This window comes from Salinimonas marina, from assembly GCF_015644725.1.
Lineage (GTDB): Bacteria > Pseudomonadota > Gammaproteobacteria > Enterobacterales > Alteromonadaceae > Alteromonas.
Genome location: NZ_CP064795.1, coordinates 398,413 through 417,338 on the forward strand (window position 1 = coordinate 398,413; position 18,926 = coordinate 417,338).

At 41.5% G+C, this 18,926-nt stretch carries 12 protein-coding genes; 11 read left to right on the plus strand and 1 reads right to left on the minus strand.

Features of this window, described 5'->3' with window-relative positions:
• The first annotated feature begins 22 nt into the window (after nucleotides 1-22).
• Nucleotides 23-421 (plus strand): 50S ribosomal protein L17, encoded by a 399-nt coding sequence (gene rplQ / locus IT774_RS01785; protein WP_195811091.1) that lies wholly within the window; start codon nucleotides 23-25, stop codon nucleotides 419-421.
• Nucleotides 422-485: 64 nt separating this feature from the next.
• Here the strand turns inward: rplQ and IT774_RS01790 are convergent, their stop codons facing one another.
• Entirely contained in the window at nucleotides 486-1,511 is a 1,026-nt protein-coding gene (locus IT774_RS01790; RefSeq protein ID WP_195811092.1) for a hypothetical protein, read from the minus strand.
• A 483-nt stretch (nucleotides 1,512-1,994) separates the two neighbouring features.
• Between IT774_RS01790 and IT774_RS01795 the strand changes: the two genes are divergently transcribed.
• From IT774_RS01795 to gmd, 10 genes are all read left to right on the plus strand, one after another.
• The gene (locus IT774_RS01795) at nucleotides 1,995-3,170 is read left to right on the plus strand and encodes a hypothetical protein (protein WP_195811093.1); all 1,176 of its coding nucleotides are present in this window, start codon (nucleotides 1,995-1,997) and stop codon (nucleotides 3,168-3,170) included.
• A 15-nt stretch (nucleotides 3,171-3,185) separates the two neighbouring features.
• Nucleotides 3,186-4,721, plus strand: a complete 1,536-nt coding sequence (locus IT774_RS01800) for a hypothetical protein (protein WP_195811094.1) — start codon at nucleotides 3,186-3,188, stop codon at nucleotides 4,719-4,721.
• Between the two features lie 97 nt (nucleotides 4,722-4,818).
• Nucleotides 4,819-5,148 (plus strand): hypothetical protein, encoded by a 330-nt coding sequence (locus tag IT774_RS01805; RefSeq protein ID WP_195811095.1) that lies wholly within the window; start codon nucleotides 4,819-4,821, stop codon nucleotides 5,146-5,148.
• Complete coding sequence (gene wecB / locus IT774_RS01810; RefSeq protein ID WP_195811096.1) at nucleotides 5,145-6,275, plus strand: non-hydrolyzing UDP-N-acetylglucosamine 2-epimerase; 1,131 nt, start codon at nucleotides 5,145-5,147, stop codon at nucleotides 6,273-6,275. Before IT774_RS01805 ends, wecB begins: the two co-directional genes overlap by 4 nt.
• On the plus strand, nucleotides 6,271-7,482 hold the full coding sequence (gene wecC, locus IT774_RS01815; protein ID WP_195812176.1) for a UDP-N-acetyl-D-mannosamine dehydrogenase: 1,212 nt from the start codon (nucleotides 6,271-6,273) through the stop codon (nucleotides 7,480-7,482). The genes wecB and wecC overlap by 5 nt, the downstream gene beginning before the upstream one ends.
• Nucleotides 7,483-7,577: 95 nt before the next feature.
• Nucleotides 7,578-11,543 (plus strand): glycosyltransferase, encoded by a 3,966-nt coding sequence (locus IT774_RS01820; protein ID WP_195811097.1) that lies wholly within the window; start codon nucleotides 7,578-7,580, stop codon nucleotides 11,541-11,543.
• Nucleotides 11,544-11,642: 99 nt separating this feature from the next.
• A complete protein-coding gene (locus IT774_RS01825; RefSeq protein ID WP_195811098.1) occupies nucleotides 11,643-12,641 on the plus strand; it encodes a hypothetical protein in 999 nt (332 codons plus the stop codon).
• A 1,190-nt stretch (nucleotides 12,642-13,831) separates the two neighbouring features.
• A complete protein-coding gene (locus tag IT774_RS01830; protein ID WP_195811099.1) occupies nucleotides 13,832-14,644 on the plus strand; it encodes a glycosyltransferase in 813 nt (270 codons plus the stop codon).
• Nucleotides 14,645-14,956: 312 nt separating this feature from the next.
• On the plus strand, nucleotides 14,957-17,713 hold the full coding sequence (locus IT774_RS01835) for a glycosyltransferase (RefSeq protein ID WP_195811100.1): 2,757 nt from the start codon (nucleotides 14,957-14,959) through the stop codon (nucleotides 17,711-17,713).
• A 96-nt stretch (nucleotides 17,714-17,809) separates the two neighbouring features.
• Nucleotides 17,810-18,925 (plus strand): GDP-mannose 4,6-dehydratase, encoded by a 1,116-nt coding sequence (gene gmd / locus IT774_RS01840; RefSeq protein WP_195811101.1) that lies wholly within the window; start codon nucleotides 17,810-17,812, stop codon nucleotides 18,923-18,925.
• Nucleotide 18,926: the final 1 nt, after the last annotated feature.

Genomic DNA, 18,926 nt, shown 5'->3' on the forward strand with positions numbered 1-18,926 from the left:
ATTTGTAGAGAAGGATAAAACTATGCGCCATCGTAAGAGTGGTCGTCAGTTGAATCGCAACAGCAGCCATCGTCAAGCCATGTTCAAAAACATGGCCGGCTCTTTGGTCAAGCACGAAGTGATCAAAACGACGTTACCCAAAGCGAAAGAATTACGTCGCGTAATTGAGCCACTAATCACACTTGCTAAGCAAGACAGTGTAGCAAACCGCCGTCTGGCCTTTGCACGCACTGGTGATAAAGAAGTGGTAGGTAAACTGTTCAATGACTTAGGTCCTCGTTATGAGGCCCGCCCAGGCGGTTACACACGCATTCTTAAATGTGGTTACCGTGCAGGCGACAGCGCCCCAATGGCGTTTGTTGAGCTAGTAGACCGCCCTGTTGAAGAAGTTTCTGAAGAAGCAGACGCGACAGAAGAATAAGCTTAATTAAGCAAATTCTTATAAGAAACCCGGCTTCGGCCGGGTTTTTTTGTTTTGTAGAATATTAATTCAGGTTCCGTTCGATTATTTTTATCGCCAACTGAAGAGTTTCGTATTCGGTATTTTCGGTTGTTTGGAAAAGATCGAGTACGCTGCTTACATTCTCAAAATTATATTTGGGTTTTGCTGTTACAGGTTCAAAATTTTTGAATAACTGGTTTCCCAGCATTTCACGAAGTCTGGTAACTTCACCAGTTGTTTGGTAGCGGATCACCTCAGCAACTTCATCCTTTAATACGGCAGGAGTCAATGATTCATCTCCCATTGTATGGAAGTTGCGCATAAGCGCACCTGAAGATGCCATAAAGACATCTTCTTTGTCTGACAATAGGGTCTTCCTAAATTGTTGGAGAAGATACATCTGTTCTAAAGAATAAGATTCATTGGTCGACTTACTTTTTTTAATATTAGCAAGTGTTGGCTGCTCGAAGAAGCGAGCGCTTATCTGAAGAAAGTCATCCATTACATCCTGGTTAAAAAGTTCACCCCGATCAAACTCCCTCACCTCTACATCTTCAAAACTATTCATCCAGCGTTCTATTACTGCAGAGAATCGATATTTCCATTTACCGGGAGTGATAGTCTGCGATGAGGCTTTAAGTTTTTGTTGAAGCTGCGACTTGTAAAGTGAAACGGGCTCGCGCAAATAGATAACTACCTTCACGCGTTCTATCCCACATCTTTCAAATTGCTGCTTGAGAAAGTTAATACGCTCCTGATTCAACGTGTACAGGTGTTCTGCAGAAATAATAGAGTCAGGGTTACTATTCAGGTGGCCGAGAAACTCCTCGAGCAATCGTTGTCGATATGACTCAAAATCTTCTTCTTCTCGCTTGAACCGTTCTCTGATGGCGCGGGGCCCTTTATCGCCTTTTATGGGAATATTGAGCTCTTCATGGTTAGTGGGATGCCCATACTTAGGGTAACTGATACCCAAACTTTTCAATGTAGCGCGATTGCGTGATAAGGTTTTTTGTATTGAACTGCTACCCGTCTTCCCTGTCCCTATGTGTAAAAGAACTTTTTTCATTTTGACAACTCAAGCAAATAACTAAATGAATTGATTGTACAAAATTTTAAGGAATTTAAGTAGGCACGCTTTGCTTTGTTTTACTCATCCAGGCAGCGTTTGATGGAGTGTGCGCCAGACGCTAAAGAGGCTCTATTTTTTGGGTAGGAAGTTACCAGGAACTGAGTTAGTACCGCAGATCAGTTATATAGGTTCCCGATATTAGTGATATGGAGCGCTTTTCATGTTGTTAAAAATCGCATAAAATTTAGCACTATTCAGATAACCCTCGCTTTGAAACCATTTAACGCAAAGCTATAGTACTGCAACCTAAATCACCGAAGTAGTGGTTTGCGCTTGGCGTCTTATCTTTTTTCACATCTGAGGTATTAAAGCTAGCATTCTTTATACTTCAGCGAAGGGTTATTATAGTCGCTTCTATTTTCTGGTAGGATCCCCCTCCTGGCATTGGCTGGGGCTAACGCGTAATTAGTGGAGTTGAAAATGTTAGTAGTATGTTCAGTGGACGAGTCGAAGTACTGGCAGTCATTTAAAGAGCAGTCTTCGGTTGCCTGGGTGGAAACCCTGGAAGAAGCTGCCGGAAAAAATACTGCTCATGTCAGTATACCGGTATCCCCGGAAGCACTACTATCTTTTTGTGATCAATACCCAAATGCAAAAGTTATTGTAGTTGTAAGCTCAATGGAGCGCCAATTAGCAACATTGCTCCATTCAGAACCTTCTAATGCGCTTGACGTTATTAAACAAACTGTTGAAGGTTTACTTAGGGTCCAGACGCAAAAACGCCAGCAGATAAAGTTGGTCGCTGACTCATCTATCTATACAGGGCAGTTAAAGAAAGAGTTCAATGCTAATTTGATATCATTGCAAAGTATTTCAGATGAGAACCATTGTAGCAGGCTTGAGCGCGTTGTAGCTTTGCATATGATAGAAAGCTCTTCTTCGCTTTCTAAGCTCAACCAACAATTGGTTGCCTCATTTTCAATTCCTGAAGATAAAAGCGTATTCGCCATCGATGCCAGCATTATTCTGGATCAGTACAGCCAGACCGAAACTGATATATCCCACCTTTCTGAAGAAAACCAAGTTGTTACTGCACAACTACAAGGTGTGCTGGAGGCGTATGAGAAGCTGTATGACAAACATACCTCATTGCAGCAATGGAATAACGAAAAAAAGACATCGATCAAGTCATTAAAAAATGAGCTTAAACAGGCGAAAAGAAAACTAACCGAAAATCAAAACTCAGCTAATGAGATAAGAACGGAGTTAGCACAGGCTCGTGTGCTAAAACAGTCCAGCCTTATAAAGCTGTCTGTAAAGATAGACAAGCTTCTCAAGTCATTCGGTAGCAAATCTTCTAAAAAGCAGGAATATTTATTAGATCTTAATTTGCTAAAAACCAGTGATTTATTTGATGCAGACTGGTATCTGAAGACCTATACAGATGTCGCTGAGGCTGGGCTCGACCCTGCTGAACACTATTTAACGAGTGGTGCTGAAGAGGGACGTTACCCATCCCAGCGCTTCAATGGACGTGACTATCTGAAGCGTTATTCTGATGTGGCAAAAGAAAATATTAATCCACTTATTCATTACATCAAGTTTGGCAGAAAAGAAGGTCGCACGATTTCATCTGCTCCTGTCGCCCACTCATAAATGGAAACATTAGCAATGAACAAGTTATTATGGCTAGGGGCGGGTGAACTGCTCGAGCCTGCGGTTGACTTTGCCAAATTTAACGACGTTATTTTAGTGGAAGCGCGGTCAGAGATCATAAACACAGCTAAATGGCATGCTTTTGACAACCTACAGGTAATTAAAAAATTAATAACCCTGGATGGGAAGCAGCAGCCATTGCTTCAGCAAAGCTTTGGTGATTTTTCTTCGATAAAACAACCTACCGGCCTTAACGATATATTTCCCGGTATCGAAACAGAAGAGGCGCGGGATATTGATGTTGTCAGTGTCGAGGATGTTTTAGATGCTGCCAGGCTTGACGGTCGTGGCAACGTGCTCATTATCGATTTGCCCTGTATTGCAGGAGAGGTAGTCGAAAAGCTACAAAAGAAAAATCAGTTAAACTGCTTCAGTGAGATTTATCTTCGTCTTGGGGTAAAACCTTTATATGAAGATGCTACTCCGGCGTCCCTACTTATCGATAAGCTAGAGCAATTCGCATTTGTTTTAACCGAAACGGTTAACAATGATCCGGACATTCCGTTGCTGAGATTTACATATAGTGCAGATAAAGCCCTGATCATTGATTTGCAAAGCCAGGTTGAAGAACAACAAAACAAATATAAAGAAGTGTATTCCTGGTTTGCCAGTCGTAAGAAACAAGCACAGGAACTTGAATCCAAGGTTAGCTCACTGACAGCAGAAAACAGTGAACTCAAAAGCGCATTAAGCGAACAAGCGTCATTGTTTCAAATTGAAGCAAAACTATCGTCATTGCTGCAAAAACAAAGGTCGGAAAGTGTGGAAATCGCCAATGCACTTGGGCAACATGTGACCAAGTGCACCCGTGACATCGAAGAAACATCACTCGCTGCGATTGAGCTGCAGAAGCTCACTGGTCTCAGCGATTCACTGTTGCCGCATTCTCCCTATACAATGAGCGCAGGTAATCTGTTACAGCTCGCGTCATTGATGCATGACGAAAATTTTGATCTGATTATTGAATTCGGCAGCGGTATTAGCACTTTGGTAGCTGCTGGGACAGTAAAGGCGAAGAGTCATTCAACAAGCAAAATCGTTGCTTTTGAACAGTCTGAAGCTATTTTGAATAAAACGCACAGTTTGTTAGGCAGTAATAACCTTGATGAGTACGTAGAGCTTTACTGTACGCCACTTGCTACAACCGAATATCGTCTGTGTGAAGCATCTTCAGGTACATTTTATGACTGCAGGCAAAAGCTGAACGAACTTAGCCAAAGTCTCACAGACAAAGTGCTAGATATTCTTGTGATTGTTGATGGACCGGATGTGGCCCCTTCTGACGCAGATGTTCGCTATGCGGCATTTCCGCTGTTACTGGATTGCTTTAAAAATCACACACTGACTTTTTTCCTTGACGACAGCAAACGAAATAGTGAGCAAGAAGTATTAGCCGGTTGGAAGGAAGAGGCTGCACGTCGCAAAATACACGTTGAACACAAAGAGTTTCATACGGGCAGAGGGGCAGCCATAGTGAAGGTAGCGAGATAATGGTACTGAACACAAGAGTTAGGTTTAAAAACGCTGCGCATCAGTGTACTCAAGCCAGCACTCCGAACATCTAAACGGCCGGTAGCCAGGAATTATTATGAATACAAGCTCAGAATCTTATACGAAACGTGCTAACAAATTATTTGCCAGTGGCAAATATGAAGAAGCGCAAGCCGCCTACGAGCATGCGGGTGTTAAATTAGGAATGCACCTGGTAAAGGCGAGCATTTGGTTGTGTGAAAAACGTCAGGCTGAAACAAATAATGAAACCGAACAGGCACAAATGATACCTCCTTTACCCGTAAGTGCTGATATTGATAAAAGCGCATTGGAAGCGCAACTGACCCAAACACAGGCACTGGTTGAAAAGTATTATACCGAACTGCAAAACTTGCGTTTTGAGAAAATGGATAGCGAAAAGAAATGAAAATATTAACTGTATTTGGCACGCGGCCAGAAGCGATAAAAATGGCACCTCTGGCGATTGAACTGGCAAAGACCGATGGTATAGATGCCAGAGTATGCGTGACAGCTCAACACCGTGAAATGTTAGATCAGGTGCTGGAGCTTTTCAGTTTAAAACCTGAGTATGACCTGGATATCATGAAACCAGGTCAGGATCTTACCGATGTAACCACAAACATTTTGCAGGGGATAAAACCCGTGTTGGCTGAGTTCCAGCCTGATGTGGTGTTAGTACACGGTGATACAGCCACGACGTTTGCCACAAGCCTGGCTGCGTACTATCAGCAAATTGCTGTGGGCCATGTGGAAGCTGGATTAAGAACAGGAAATATCTATTCACCCTGGCCAGAAGAGGCGAATCGAAAATTGACAGGTGCTATTACCACCTACCATTTTGCGCCTACAGATACCTCCCGCCAGAATCTGCTCGATGAAGCGGTGCCAGAGGCTAATATCACGGTAACCGGTAATACGGTTATTGATGCCTTATTAAAGGTAAGCGCCAGGTTCGAAAGTGATGAGGCAGTGAATGCAGAAATGGCAGACCGATTCAGCTTCATTCAGCCGGACAATAAACTTATTTTGGTTACCGGGCACCGCCGGGAAAGTTTTGGAGGAGGCTTCGAGCGTATTTGCCAGGCCTTGGCCAATACAGCAGAGCAATTTCCCGATTGTCAGATTGTATACCCAGTCCATTTGAATCCAAATGTCCAGGAGCCGGTAAATCGATTACTTAAAGGCATTGACAACATAACCCTTATCGAGCCACAGGATTATCTTCCCTTTGTCTATCTGATGAACAGAGCCTACATCATACTTACCGACTCCGGGGGGATTCAGGAAGAAGCCCCCTCTTTGGGCAAACCGGTACTGGTGATGCGGGACACAACAGAACGCCCGGAAGCGGTTGATGCAGGAACTGTTAAGCTGGTTGGTACCAATGTGGATGTAATCACTCAAAACCTGGCAACACTACTCACTGATGATTCTGCTTATAAAGAAATGAGTTTTGCCCACAATCCGTACGGCGACGGCAAAGCATGCAAAAGAATTATTGATGTTCTAATGGAGAATTCAAGTGGAAATTAATAAAACAGTCTGTGTGGTCGGTATGGGCTATATCGGTTTACCGACCGCAGCATTGCTGGCAAACCGTGGTTTTCGCGTGCATGGTGTAGATGTAAACAAGAGCGCAATTGACACAATCAATCAAGGCAAAATCCATATTGTAGAACCTGAACTGGATACCTTTGTTCACTCGGCGGTCAACAGCGGCATGCTATCAGCTCACCTTGAGCCTACTGAAGCAGACGTTTTTTTGGTAGCGGTACCCACGCCTTTTCATCACGATCAGCTTAACCCGGTGACTAACTCGCCGGTACCTAATCTTGATTATGTGAAAAGTGCTACAAAGGCTATTGCCCCTTATGTTAAGCCCGGAAATTTGGTTCTGCTTGAGTCTACCTCGCCGGTGGGAACCACAGTAATGATGGCCGAAGAATTAAAAGCGGCAGGTGTCGACTTATCTGAAATTCATGTCGCACATTCACCAGAGCGTGTATTGCCCGGTCATATCATGCGCGAGCTTATCGAAAACGACCGCGTAGTCGGTGGTATTGATGATAAATCAACAAGAGCTGCGGCTGATTTCTATCGCACCTTTGTTGATGGTGAAGTGCTGGAAACCACCTCCAAAACAGCTGAAATGGCAAAGCTGACAGAAAATGCATTTCGTGATGTAAATATCGCTTTTGCCAATGAATTATCAATGTTGTGCGATGACGAAGGCATCGATGTTTATGAGCTAATAAAGCTGGCTAACCACCATCCCCGGGTGAATGTGTTGCAGCCAGGTTGTGGTGTGGGCGGTCATTGCATCTCTGTAGATCCCTGGTTTATTGTGAACTCTGCCAATGGCAAAGCAAAAATGGTGGAGCAGGCCCGTCGTACCAATGATTACAAATCAGAATGGGTCATTGAAAAGGTCAAAAACGCGGCTCTGCAATTTAAAAATGAGCAGGGAAGGGCACCCTTGATTGCTTGTATGGGCTTAGCGTTTAAGCCTGACATTGACGATTTACGCGAATCACCGGCTCTTTATATCACCCAGCAGTTGAATGAATACGGCAATGTAGTGGCTGTAGAACCTAATATCGAGGCATTTAAAGGCCTGAAGTGCGTTTCAGAAGAAGAAGCCGATAATGCAGATTTACTGGTTTATCTGGTCGCTCATAAAGAATTCAAATCACACGCGGTTAGTAACAAAACCATTGATTTTGCCGGTCTGTTTAAATAAACAACCATCAGCCCTGTCATACGGCAGGGCTTGTTTTATTACCATTGCAATGTACCTCATCCCGCCCTCAATCTTTCTGAATATTTGTAAAAGTTATGGCTATTAAACAAGACGCTTTAGTGAAATTAACAAAAGAGCTTTCCAGCGTGCTAGAAAAACCGGTCACTCGTGGCATCAAGAACCGGATTGCCTACATCGTAAGCCATGGTGCCAGCTATGCCAGTAATGGCTATGCGGTGCGCACTCAAGGCGTCGCAAAAGCGCTGAATGAACATGGTTACGAAACGCTATGCATGGTCAGGCCGGGCCGGCCATGGGAGCTGGATAAAGACACGACTATCGGCGCTGAAGAAATTGTTGATGGCGTAAGGTATATCCACTCCGGTAATGACAAAGATTTTATCGCGACGAAAGCAGAAGCGCATTTAAAAAAATCGGCCGAATATTTTAAAGAGTTATTTTATGTATATCGACCTGAGTTCGTCATCGCTGCCAGTGATTTCAAAATAGGTCTGCCTGCACTTATCGCAGCAAAACAACTGGGCATACCGTTTTTCAATGAAGTTCGGGGGTTCTGGGAAATGTCTCGTATTGCGCGAGAACCCGAATATGAGGGAACTAACAGCTATAAACGACAAATTGAACGGGATACCTTTGTAGCGCAGCAGGCGAATGCAGTTTTCACCCTTAGCGAGACCATGAGAACTGAGCTTGCCAAGCGTGGTGTAGATAAACAAAAGGTTTACTTACTGCCAAACGGTGTAAGTAAATTACCTGTGTTGAATGGGGTTAATACAGCACTTAAAGCTAGCCTTGGCATACAGCCAGATGAAAAGGTGATCGGATTTATCGGCAGCATAAATGCTTATGAAGGTCTGGATACTTTGATTGCAGCCTGCCAGCAGCTAATTGATCACGGCAACAAAATAAAATTGCTGCTAGTTGGTGATAGTCAGCCGTTAAACAGCGTTCTGGGTGATAAATATACCAGTAATATCAGTAGTAATCTTCCCTGGTTGATTCAAGTGGGACGGGTTCCTCACGAAAAAGTAGGCGATTACTACTCTCTAGTTGATACGATAGTTATTCCGCGCAAGAAATTGCGGGTGTGTGAAGTTGTTCCACCACTAAAAATTGCTGAAGCGCTCTCATTTAACCAGCGATTAGTCGTATCAAATCTCCCGCCGTTACTTGAATGTACTGAAAACTATGACGACGCTCAATGTTTCCAAGCGGGTGACGCTATTAGATTAAAGGAGACGATTGAATATACTTTAACTATAAATCCCCAATACGAAAAGTCAGAGTTGCTTTTCTCGAGTAAAATTGGAACGCTAGTTTATGAGCTTAAAAAAAATAACAACAGCAACTTTCTAGTAAAATATACTGACCGGAGTGTAGAGCCTAGTGAACAAAGTTTTGAGTATCAAAATCTGCCTTACTCAAAAACCCTTAACGTAAATTTTGAAACATGCTTTTCTGGTGTTCGAAGGACCCAATGGTCACGGGTGAAAGTTAAGTCCACAAAAGCTATTTCCGTTGTTATTTATCCAAAAAAAGCCATAACAGAAAAATCAGTTATTCTAATAATTCGCTATCTTGATAAAAATGGAAAAGAATTTGCTCCTAAAGATAGAGATTCTTACCTATCGAAGAAGCACGGTTATTTTAGGTATCTTCCTGAAATCAATAATCGCAAAGGCTTAGTCACTTTCAATCTTTCGAATGACGTTGAAAGCGTAGTATTTTCTTTTTTGAATATAAATAATGAAAAAGTAGAAATATATAAAGCTGATATCGTCAAAGAATGTAGAGATAAAAAATTAAACACAGATTTAAACATCCAACATCAAAAAGTTTTTGACTTTATTCATAAAAATAAAATTAAAAACGATAAAACTTTAAAATCTAGAGTCATCATATATGGCGATATTAGTCCGAATGTACTCGACGGATCCTCAATTTGGTTAACTTCAATAACGAATATAGTATCTTCTAATAGCCCCGCGATACTTCTTTTAAAAGATAATATCAAAAATGAAAAAGTGGTATCAAATATCAAGCGTTTAAATCAACTAACTATAATTCAACCTAAAGATATAGGTTGTATTGCCCCTTTTGATATTTATTCTGCGACTGAGGCACTATCGTTGCTCAATGCTCATCTACCTAAGTTAACAGCATTAATAACCCGTGGGGTTGATTTTAGTTTTGAAATTTCAAAAAGAAAAGATTTTACAGGTATGCACTACCCTTATCTTACTGATTTTTATGAAATTAATGATTCAGGTTTTTCTTTGGTAGACGAAAAAGTAGCTAAAGTTAAAGAGATTGTTTTGAATGCGCGGAAAGTTTTATATCAGACTCCTGATATAAAAAGAAAAATTGAAGAAATCTTAGGTTATAAAGCTGATGGCTTCATCCTTCCTCCCTCTATACCTGATGAGTTTATAAAATTTAAAAATAATAATATAGCTAATAATAAAGTAATTAATATCGGATATGCAGGAAAAGTTCAGCTAAGATGGGGTGTAATAGAGTTAATCGAGGAAATAGAGCGTCAGATTAAAAAAGGTAGGCATATCAGGCTACATATAGCGACCGGTAAAATTTTTGGAAAAGGCGAGATAGGAAGCCTTTTCGTCCAAAAGGTAAAACAACTTCTACAGCAAGATTACATAACTTTATATGATAGCCTATCAAGAGAAGGGGCTGTCGAACTTATGAGTAGAATGGATCTGGTTTGGTGCTATAGAGATCCGATCTTAGAAGATTCAACACTCGAGTTATCAACAAAGCTTGTGGAGACAGCAGCTTTAGGTAAGCCATGTATCGCATATCGATCAAATATAAATAAACAATTTCTAGGCCAAGACTACCCCTTCTTGATAGATAGTCTCAGTGATTTAACATATCTACTAGAGTCATTTGAGTCTCTAAAAAAAGAATCATTGGAATCCCTTAATAAACTTTCTTATAAAATTAGTGAATCTTATACGTTCACTGCATTACAGCGTAAACTTCGCGATGAATTAGAAGTCGTCAGCGATAGTCCCCGAGTTAGAAAGAAGATAGCTGTATCGGGCCACGACCTTAAGTTTATTTATTCCTATATATCATACTTAAGGACCCAAGGCGCTGAAGTATGTATTGATCCCTGGGAATGGGGGCGCGGCGTGAATCTAGATATCAGTGAGTATTATTCTGACTGGGCTGAAGTTATACTTTGCGAGTGGGGGTTAGCTAACCTAGTTTGGCATGCTGATAATAAAAAATCAGGCAAAAAATTAATAGCTCGTTTGCATGCTCAAGAGATTAGAAGAAAAGCAGCTCAATTTGGTTATGCAGTAAAAGCTGATAATGTGGATAGTTGGATATTTGTATCGCCGGTGATTCTCAATAAGGCAATTCAAATGTTTGGATTGGATCGAAAAAAAGTACACTATGTACCAAATTGGGTTGGAGAGAATAGATTCTTTGATTCTAAAAGCGAAGTGAGGACGCGGCTCGGTATGGTTGGAATCGTGCCTACCTCGAAGCGTTTCGATAGGGCTCTCGATTTGGTTTCAGCACTTAATTCAAAAGGATTGAAAGTTGATCTTTACTGTAAAGGTCACAGACCAGAAGATCTTCCATTTATGAGCGCTCCAGGACGCAAACATGAATTGGAGTATTATCAGGAAAACTATAAAAGGATTGATGAAAATCCTAATTTAAAAGGGCATGTATTTTTCGATGAGTGGGGTAATGACGTAGAAATTTGGTATCGGAAAATAAGTTTTATACTTTCGCCTAGTGATAATGAATCTTTTCACTATGCTCTAGCTGATGGGGTAATGGCGGGTTGTATTCCTATTATCTGGCCCTGGGAGGGTGCGGAAGCAACATATAAAAAAGAATGGGTAATTGAAGACATTGAAGAAGCTGTTGAAAAAGTAGAAAGCTTTCTTCTTATGTCACCGGCTGACTTGAGGGATTATCGTATAAAAGCAAGGTCTTTTATAACGGACTCTTATTATGAAGAAACAGTATTTTTAGAATTTAATAAACACATTTTTTAATCGTTTTCTCTATTAAAATACGTTTGTGATTTTGCGCTGACCTGTTTAAATTAATGCCTCTTTTGAGTTTATAAATAATAGTTTTCTAAGAGAGATAAAATGTCTGATAAGTATAACTTTGATGTAGCTAGCTATTGGGAAAGACGTTACAGTTCTGGTCATAATAGTGGTTCAGGCTCCTATAATCGTTTAGCGAAATTCAAGGCTGACTTTATAAATACTTTGTTGAAAGAAAAGTCAATCGACACTGCTTGTGAATTAGGCTGTGGTGACGGCGCTCAATTAAGTCTAATAGATTATCCATCTTATATAGGTTTCGATATAAGTAGAACGACAATAAATAATTGTATCAAGAAGTTTGATGGGGACAATTCTAAGTCGTTTTTCTATTACGAGCCTAGTCTTTTTGACCCTAAAGCTTTCCAAGTTTCTGAATTAGCTTTATCTCTCGATGTCATTTACCATCTCTCAAATGACAAGATCTATTCACTTTATTTAAATCATCTTTTCAATCTATCCTCTCGGTATGTGGTTATCTACAGTAATTCACAATCTAATTATATGCGCGGAGTGAATGAAGATGCTGAGTATGTGCGGTTTAGAAAATTTGAAGATGATATCAAAGAGCGCTTTCCCGATTGGACACTTGTTCATATTGAGCCCAACTTTTATCCATTTAACCCTTCGCTTCCAAACGAAAGCTCTTTCGCTGATTTTTATGTCTACAAAAAAAACGCCTTAGATACTGAAAAAATAAAAGGATTGAACAATAGTCGAGCTGCTTTTATACTAAAAAAACTAGTTCAAAAGCAGATGCTAAATGACGAACAAACAGATATTTTATTCAATGAGCTAAGAAAGCTATCGGTTAGTCTTAAAAATTTAGCGTCGAAGTCCGACAGCGAAAAATTAATTGCTAAATTAGAAGGCATTCAAAACTCTTTAGGTATTGGCATCCCTGTTGATAATCCTAAATTATCTTCAGAACCATCTACTGGAAAATTAGATAGTCCGTTAAACAGTTCTACAGGTTTTGACTTCGATTCCGATTTAACTAAATCACTAGACTTCAGTAATAAAAATAGCCTAAAAGGATAAGTTTAATAAATTAATATGTTTTTTTAGATTTTGTCAACTTGTAAGTTGCTGAAACTTTGTCTATGTTAAGGTGTGGAAAGGTAAAAATGTTCTAACTATTGTATGAAACCTAACCTACATGAATTAGTGCTTTTTGGGTTTATTTTAAAATTAAATATGACTTAGAAATAGTATAAACTTCAGGGCATGCTAGCTATTGGTTGATGTAGAATCTAATATTTAACGTCAGCAAAGGTAACCTACATTTATTATGTGGTTCTTGTAATATGATCAGCTTAGTCATATTTTCCTTCTAGCACTTTTTATCAACATAGCTTTTAGTGTGCTGTTACCTGTTTACAGATCGGTATATTTTTTGTCGTCTTCGCCCTTTTACAGAATATGAAGCAAATCTTTTTTACTGAAATAATCAACAAATTTAATGATTTTAAGATTTCTGTTGATTTTTTGCTAGGCGTAAGTCCCCTGTTCCTGCGTCGGAGTTTAAGCAGGAGCAGTAATTCATTAAAAAACATTCTTTGATAACGCCGCCTCTTTGCCGACCGAAAATATCGACAGTAAGCTCTACGGTACAGTATTTCTTTGATACGTATCTGAGCTCGTCCAGAGTTTCGCCGGCTGGTGTGCTAAAAGCAATAATGCGACTTCTCTTATGCTAAGCTATGATAGCTTCCACCATTGCCAGTGACGCTGACTTATCGAACAAGGCTTGTCTTGTCATTCTATGTCGACGGTAAATTACATCCCCGCGCTATTGGATTCCAGCCGCTTCCTGATATTCTTTATTCAAATGCACAATATCGGAAGGTACTGTTTGGTCTAACAAGTAGTTTAGTACTTCGGTATAGTCTGTGAGAGTGAGTTTTTGATGTAAAAATCAACCGCGTCTGACTACATAGCTTTTTGAATTATATGTCACCAGCTAAGTACGAAAAAGGGTCAATATATGGTGAATAACCTCATATAAGGAATAGCGCTTATCCAATGTAGAGGTATGACCACGATATCACTGCAATAGGATATTCATTAGATAGTTTGAAAAGTACAGAAAGAAAATTTATTCTGTTATCATTTGGCACCTAGAAATCTTTCGAGCGACCTTATATTCACTAAGATATTATTTTAGTTTTTCGTTCAATGATTATTTTTTATATCCAAGCATCAACAGGTTTAAACGAGGTGTATTGAGAGTGAGAAAGCATATATTTGTATTTATCCGTTATAGTGTTGTCCTGAAGTCGCGTAAAAATAACTGGATTGTCGGTCGGGAAGATGATTTTGAAGGTTATAAAAAGAGTGTATTCAAGCCGGAAAGGTTAAGGGCGAGGCGTAAGCTGTTTGAGACAGTCACACTTTCAAGCTTGGACCGCCAGCAAAGCATGAACAATGTGACGGTTGTTATAATGACATCGGATGAGCTTCCTGAAGAAGAAAAGCGCGCGTTGGATAGCTTTTGTGACAGTCGGCCCTGGGTCAAGGTGGTTGAACTCAATGAGGATGAAAAAAATTACGAAAAGTGTATAAGGCGTGAAGTGAAAGCGCTGAACGATGATGTTTTATATGCGTCTGTACGCCTGGACGACGACGACGCACTTGCTAGTGATTTTTTTATTCGTTTGAGTGGTTACCTGGAAAAGGAAAATATCGATAGAATTATATCTCTCGGTCTGGGATATGCAGGTATTTACTCTGATAGTGAAAAGCGTTTTTCTGAATTTAAGCGCTACTATTACCCAAAAATTGCTATTGGATTAGCTAAAATAAGCTACTACGATAAGAGAAATAAAGCCTTTTCTTCAGGGTCTATTTATGCTGATGGTCGTCATACAATAGTTGATCAAAAATCTGTAACATTATTGGATTCCAGGTCCCCTTCTTTTATAAGACTTATTCATTCTTCAGCTGATACCGTAGGCGTTCATGACAGAAAAATAGCGAAGATGGAAGCAGCTACGCCGGAAGAGGTTGGTAAGCACTTTGATTTTGAATTATTAGATAAATGAAATTTGCTTCAGAAGCATAATCCTCCGCCACCTAATTAATTGTATTATAATATCCGCTATACATTACCGCAGAAGGGTTCAGTTGTATCTGTTGAAGAGGCTGTATGGTTACTTAACTGTCCTATAATTCAATGTAAACGTCTGTATTTATTCATAAATTAATTTTGGATGATAATCTAACGGCTACGTTTGTACTTCTGGCTAGGTTAAGTGGATTAATGTATTATGCGGCCCGGGTGTAGCCCATCAATTTTTACTCATCCTTTCCGCGTGCTATATTCGGTTCGCTAATCAAAATATCGGTAAGTTTCAATGTTAATCAAAAAGTTAGGCAAAAGACTTCGTAACGTCGTTTCCAGCCCAGAAAATGCCTCGCTTAATGCAATAGTCAAGACTATTAAAAGCAGCGGGAAGTTTGATAAGCGGTGGTACCTTACACAATACCCGGATATAGCCGGTCACTCTCAGTGGCGAAAGCATCCCGAGAAACACTACGTGGTTCACGGTGCTTCAGAAGGCAGAAATCCATCCGAAATTTTTAACACTCGCTGGTATCTTGAAGAACATGATGATGTGAGTGAGATTAGCATGAACCCGTTGCTTCATTACATCTTACACGGTGAAAGGGAAGGGCGGTTGACTCAAGGCCGAAATTCATTGTCAGGGCAAGCATTCTCATCAGAAAATCCTCTCACAGGAATTAAATCTGCGAACAGAACAGTCGATCTCATTAGAAGAAACATACTAAACAATGGGTTTGAAGAGTCTGGTCTTGCAGAACTAAAAACGCTTTTTAAAGAGGGCACGAAGTTGCGCTCTTTGCTCGCAGCCCAGGAACTGACACTGTACTTCTTAAATCAGGGAACAGCGGAATCTACCCGTGAAGCACTTGTTTATCTTGATTACTGCGAGGCGTCAGATGTATACGAGTTAAAATCTGACGATGCCTATTTGATTATGCGCATTGAAGCGCTGCTAAACCTGGGTCAGGTAGAGGAAGCTAAGGCCCTTTTGGAAAGTCGCCCCGTAAAAGATATTACTAACCCCGACATAGCACTGGCATGGGCTAACGTCTCTGGCTCGCTATCTGACAAATTAGCGCATGTTAATCAGATATACAAAGCTGCTGGTTTAGCTCCGATAGGTATTGAGTGTAAAAATGGCGAAGAACCCTACGTTGGTCTTTATACTCACAGCGCTACTGCAGCCAAAATCCCGATTTCCCAGCAACCCCTTATCACAGTAATTGTGCCTGCATACAATGCTCAGGGGACTATCGGTGTGGCGCTGAGCTCTTTGCTTCAACAAAGCTGGCAGAATATAGAGGTGTTGGTAGCCGACGACTGTAGTACCGACGACACTCGAGCAGTAGTAGCTGAATTTGCCGAGCAGGACTCAAGAATAAAACTGGTAAAGGTGCCACGTAATGGGGGCCCGTATGTAGCGAGAAATTATGCATTGCGTGAAGCAAAGGGGGAATTTGTTACGTGTAACGATGCAGACGACTGGTCGCATAGTCAAAAATTGGAGGTTCAGGCCCGCCACCTTATCGAGCATGAAGAGGTAATGGGGAATATCAGTCTGCAGGCACGCTCTAATCCTGACATGACATTTTATCGCCGGGGTAATTTCGGACATTACATTTTTAATAACATGTCCTCATTTATGTTCCGCCGGGAACCTGTGCTGGCGCGTCTTGGCTCATGGGATAGTGTTCGTTTTGGTGCTGACTCGGAATTTATCCGCAGAATAAAAAAATGTTTTGGTGCAGAAAGTGTGGTAAATCTCGACACACCACCGTTTTCGTTTCAGCGGCAATCCAGCGATTCGTTAACAGGCAGCTCCGCATTCGGCTATCATGGCTTTTTCATGGGGGCGCGCAAAGACTATTTCGAAACGTATCTTGAGTATCATAAGCAGCCTGACAGTGCAGTGTTTTACCCGTTTCCACAGGAACAGCGGTTCTTTGCTATACCTGAACCCATGCGCCCTGATAGAGAAACGAAAGACAGTAATGGGTATCGTTGCTTTGATGTCATTATTGCCTCCGATTTTCGGTTGGACGGTGGCTCGACGCTTTCCAGCATTGAAGAGATTAAGGCTCACCAGAACGCCGGATTAAGAACAGGGCTGGTTCAGCTATACCGTTATGACTACAACCCCAGGAAAAAGATTAACCCCAGGGTGAGGGAGCTTCTGGATGGCAAATCAGTAGAAATGATTGTTTTTGGCGAGAAAGCAAAGTGCAATCACCTTATTGTGCGTTACCCGCCGGTATTGCAGCATAAACAAAAATACATTCCAGAAATCATCACGCAAAAAACCTCGGTTATTATAAACCAGCCACCGATGAGTGATTACGGTGAAAATGCGGTGCTTCGTTATGAGTTAGCCAAAGCCAATCAGCATGTAGAAAAATGGTTTGATATCCCTCCAACCTGGTACACCATTGGGCCTGCAGTAAGAAATGCACTTGAAACACATCATAGTGCGGAGCTTAGCCAGATTACACTGAGCCAACAAGACTGGCCTAATGTGATTGATGTGGAAGACTGGTCGCGCAGTGAGCATAGCCCGGCAAAGCAAAATATTGTTATCGGTCGCCACTCACGAGATAGCCTGCACAAATGGCCGGGCGATAGAGACACTTTGCTAAAAATTTATCCTGAAAGTAACAATGTCACGGTAGCGGTTTTGGGTGGGGCGAGTGCGGTCCAAAGCGTAGTGGGCTACATACCCGAGAACTGGCAGGTGCACGAATTTGGTGAGCTTACCCCTCAGGCCTTCTTATCCAAATTGGACGTGTTTGTCTATTATACTCACGCCGATTGGGTTGAGTCGTTTGGCCGTGTGGTACTAGAAGCAATGGCTGTAGGCGTTCCGGTTATCTTACCCGGCTTGTACCGGCCTTTATTTGGTGACGCAGCTATTTACGCTGAGGTAACTGAAGTCGAAAAGCAAATTCATCGGCTCGTCGGCGATACAGAACTTTATCAAAATTATGTCGAAAAAGGGCTACGTTTGGTACGGGAAGAATTTAGTTATAACGCACATATCTCAAGATTATAGGTAGGCTAGCGAAAGGTTACTTACCCAATCTTCAAATTTGTTTTTGTGAGCACGTTTTTTCTGACATTAGTTTAGCGACATAGTGGATCGAAGTTAATGAAAAAGGCACTTATCACCGGCGTTACTGGCCAGGATGGCTCTTATCTGGCGGAGTTTCTGTTAGAAAAAGGTTACGAGGTCCACGGTATCAAACGGCGGGCCTCCCTGTTCAATACTGAGCGTATTGATCATATTTACGAAGATCCACACAACGAAAATCCCAAATTCTTTTTGCATTATGGCGATCTTACCGATTCGTCCAACCTCACCCGGATTATTTCTGAAGTACAGCCCGATGAGGTCTATAATCTGGGCGCCCAATCTCATGTTGCGGTATCATTTGAAGCCCCAGAGTACACTGCAGATGTAGATGCCATGGGAACATTACGTATGCTTGAAGCTATTCGCTTTTTAGGGCTGGAAAAGAAAACCAGGTTCTATCAAGCGTCTACCTCGGAGCTTTATGGTTTAGTACAGGAAACGCCACAAAAAGAAACTACGCCATTCTATCCACGTTCTCCGTATGCGGTAGCGAAGATGTACGCATACTGGATCACGATCAACTACCGTGAGTCTTATGGAATGTACGCCTGCAACGGTATTCTTTTTAATCATGAGTCGCCCCGTCGAGGCGAAACCTTTGTGACACGCAAAATTACCCGTGCCATTGCAAATATCGCTCAGGGGCTGGAGAGCTGTCTGTTTTTAGGTAACCTTGATGTGCTGCGCGATTGGGGACATGCTAAAGACTATGTGCGTATGCAATGGATGATGTTACAACAAGAGAATCCGGAAGATTTTGTAATTGCCACCAGCAAACAAATATCTGTCCGCGAGTTTGTAACAATGTCAGCAAAAGAAGCCGGCATTACCCTGGAGTTTATTGGCGAAGGGGTCAAGGAACAGGCGAGGGTCACCGCTATAGAGGGAAATGACGCATCCGGTGTTCAGGTGGGTGATGTGATTGTGAAAGTCGATCCCCGCTACTTCAGACCCGCCGAGGTGGAAACATTACTGGGCGACCCGACAAAAGCGAAAGAAAAGCTTGGCTGGGTACCAGAGATAACCGTAGAAGAGATGTGTACAGAAATGGTGGCTTCAGATCTTGATAAAGCTAAGCGTCACGCATTACTAAAACATCATGGTTATAGCGTTGCGGTCGCCAAGGAGTAAA

Coding starts and splice junctions, on each gene's coding strand:
- rplQ (WP_195811091.1), top strand. CDS start 23: ATGCGCCATCGTAAGAGTGGTCGTCAGTTGAATCGCAACAGCAGCCAT.
- IT774_RS01790 (WP_195811092.1), bottom strand. CDS start 1,511: ATGAAAAAAGTTCTTTTACACATAGGGACAGGGAAGACGGGTAGCAGT.
- IT774_RS01795 (WP_195811093.1), top strand. CDS start 1,995: ATGTTAGTAGTATGTTCAGTGGACGAGTCGAAGTACTGGCAGTCATTT.
- IT774_RS01800 (WP_195811094.1), top strand. CDS start 3,186: ATGAACAAGTTATTATGGCTAGGGGCGGGTGAACTGCTCGAGCCTGCG.
- IT774_RS01805 (WP_195811095.1), top strand. CDS start 4,819: ATGAATACAAGCTCAGAATCTTATACGAAACGTGCTAACAAATTATTT.
- wecB (WP_195811096.1), top strand. CDS start 5,145: ATGAAAATATTAACTGTATTTGGCACGCGGCCAGAAGCGATAAAAATG.
- IT774_RS01820 (WP_195811097.1), top strand. CDS start 7,578: ATGGCTATTAAACAAGACGCTTTAGTGAAATTAACAAAAGAGCTTTCC.
- IT774_RS01825 (WP_195811098.1), top strand. CDS start 11,643: ATGTCTGATAAGTATAACTTTGATGTAGCTAGCTATTGGGAAAGACGT.
- IT774_RS01835 (WP_195811100.1), top strand. CDS start 14,957: ATGTTAATCAAAAAGTTAGGCAAAAGACTTCGTAACGTCGTTTCCAGC.
- gmd (WP_195811101.1), top strand. CDS start 17,810: ATGAAAAAGGCACTTATCACCGGCGTTACTGGCCAGGATGGCTCTTAT.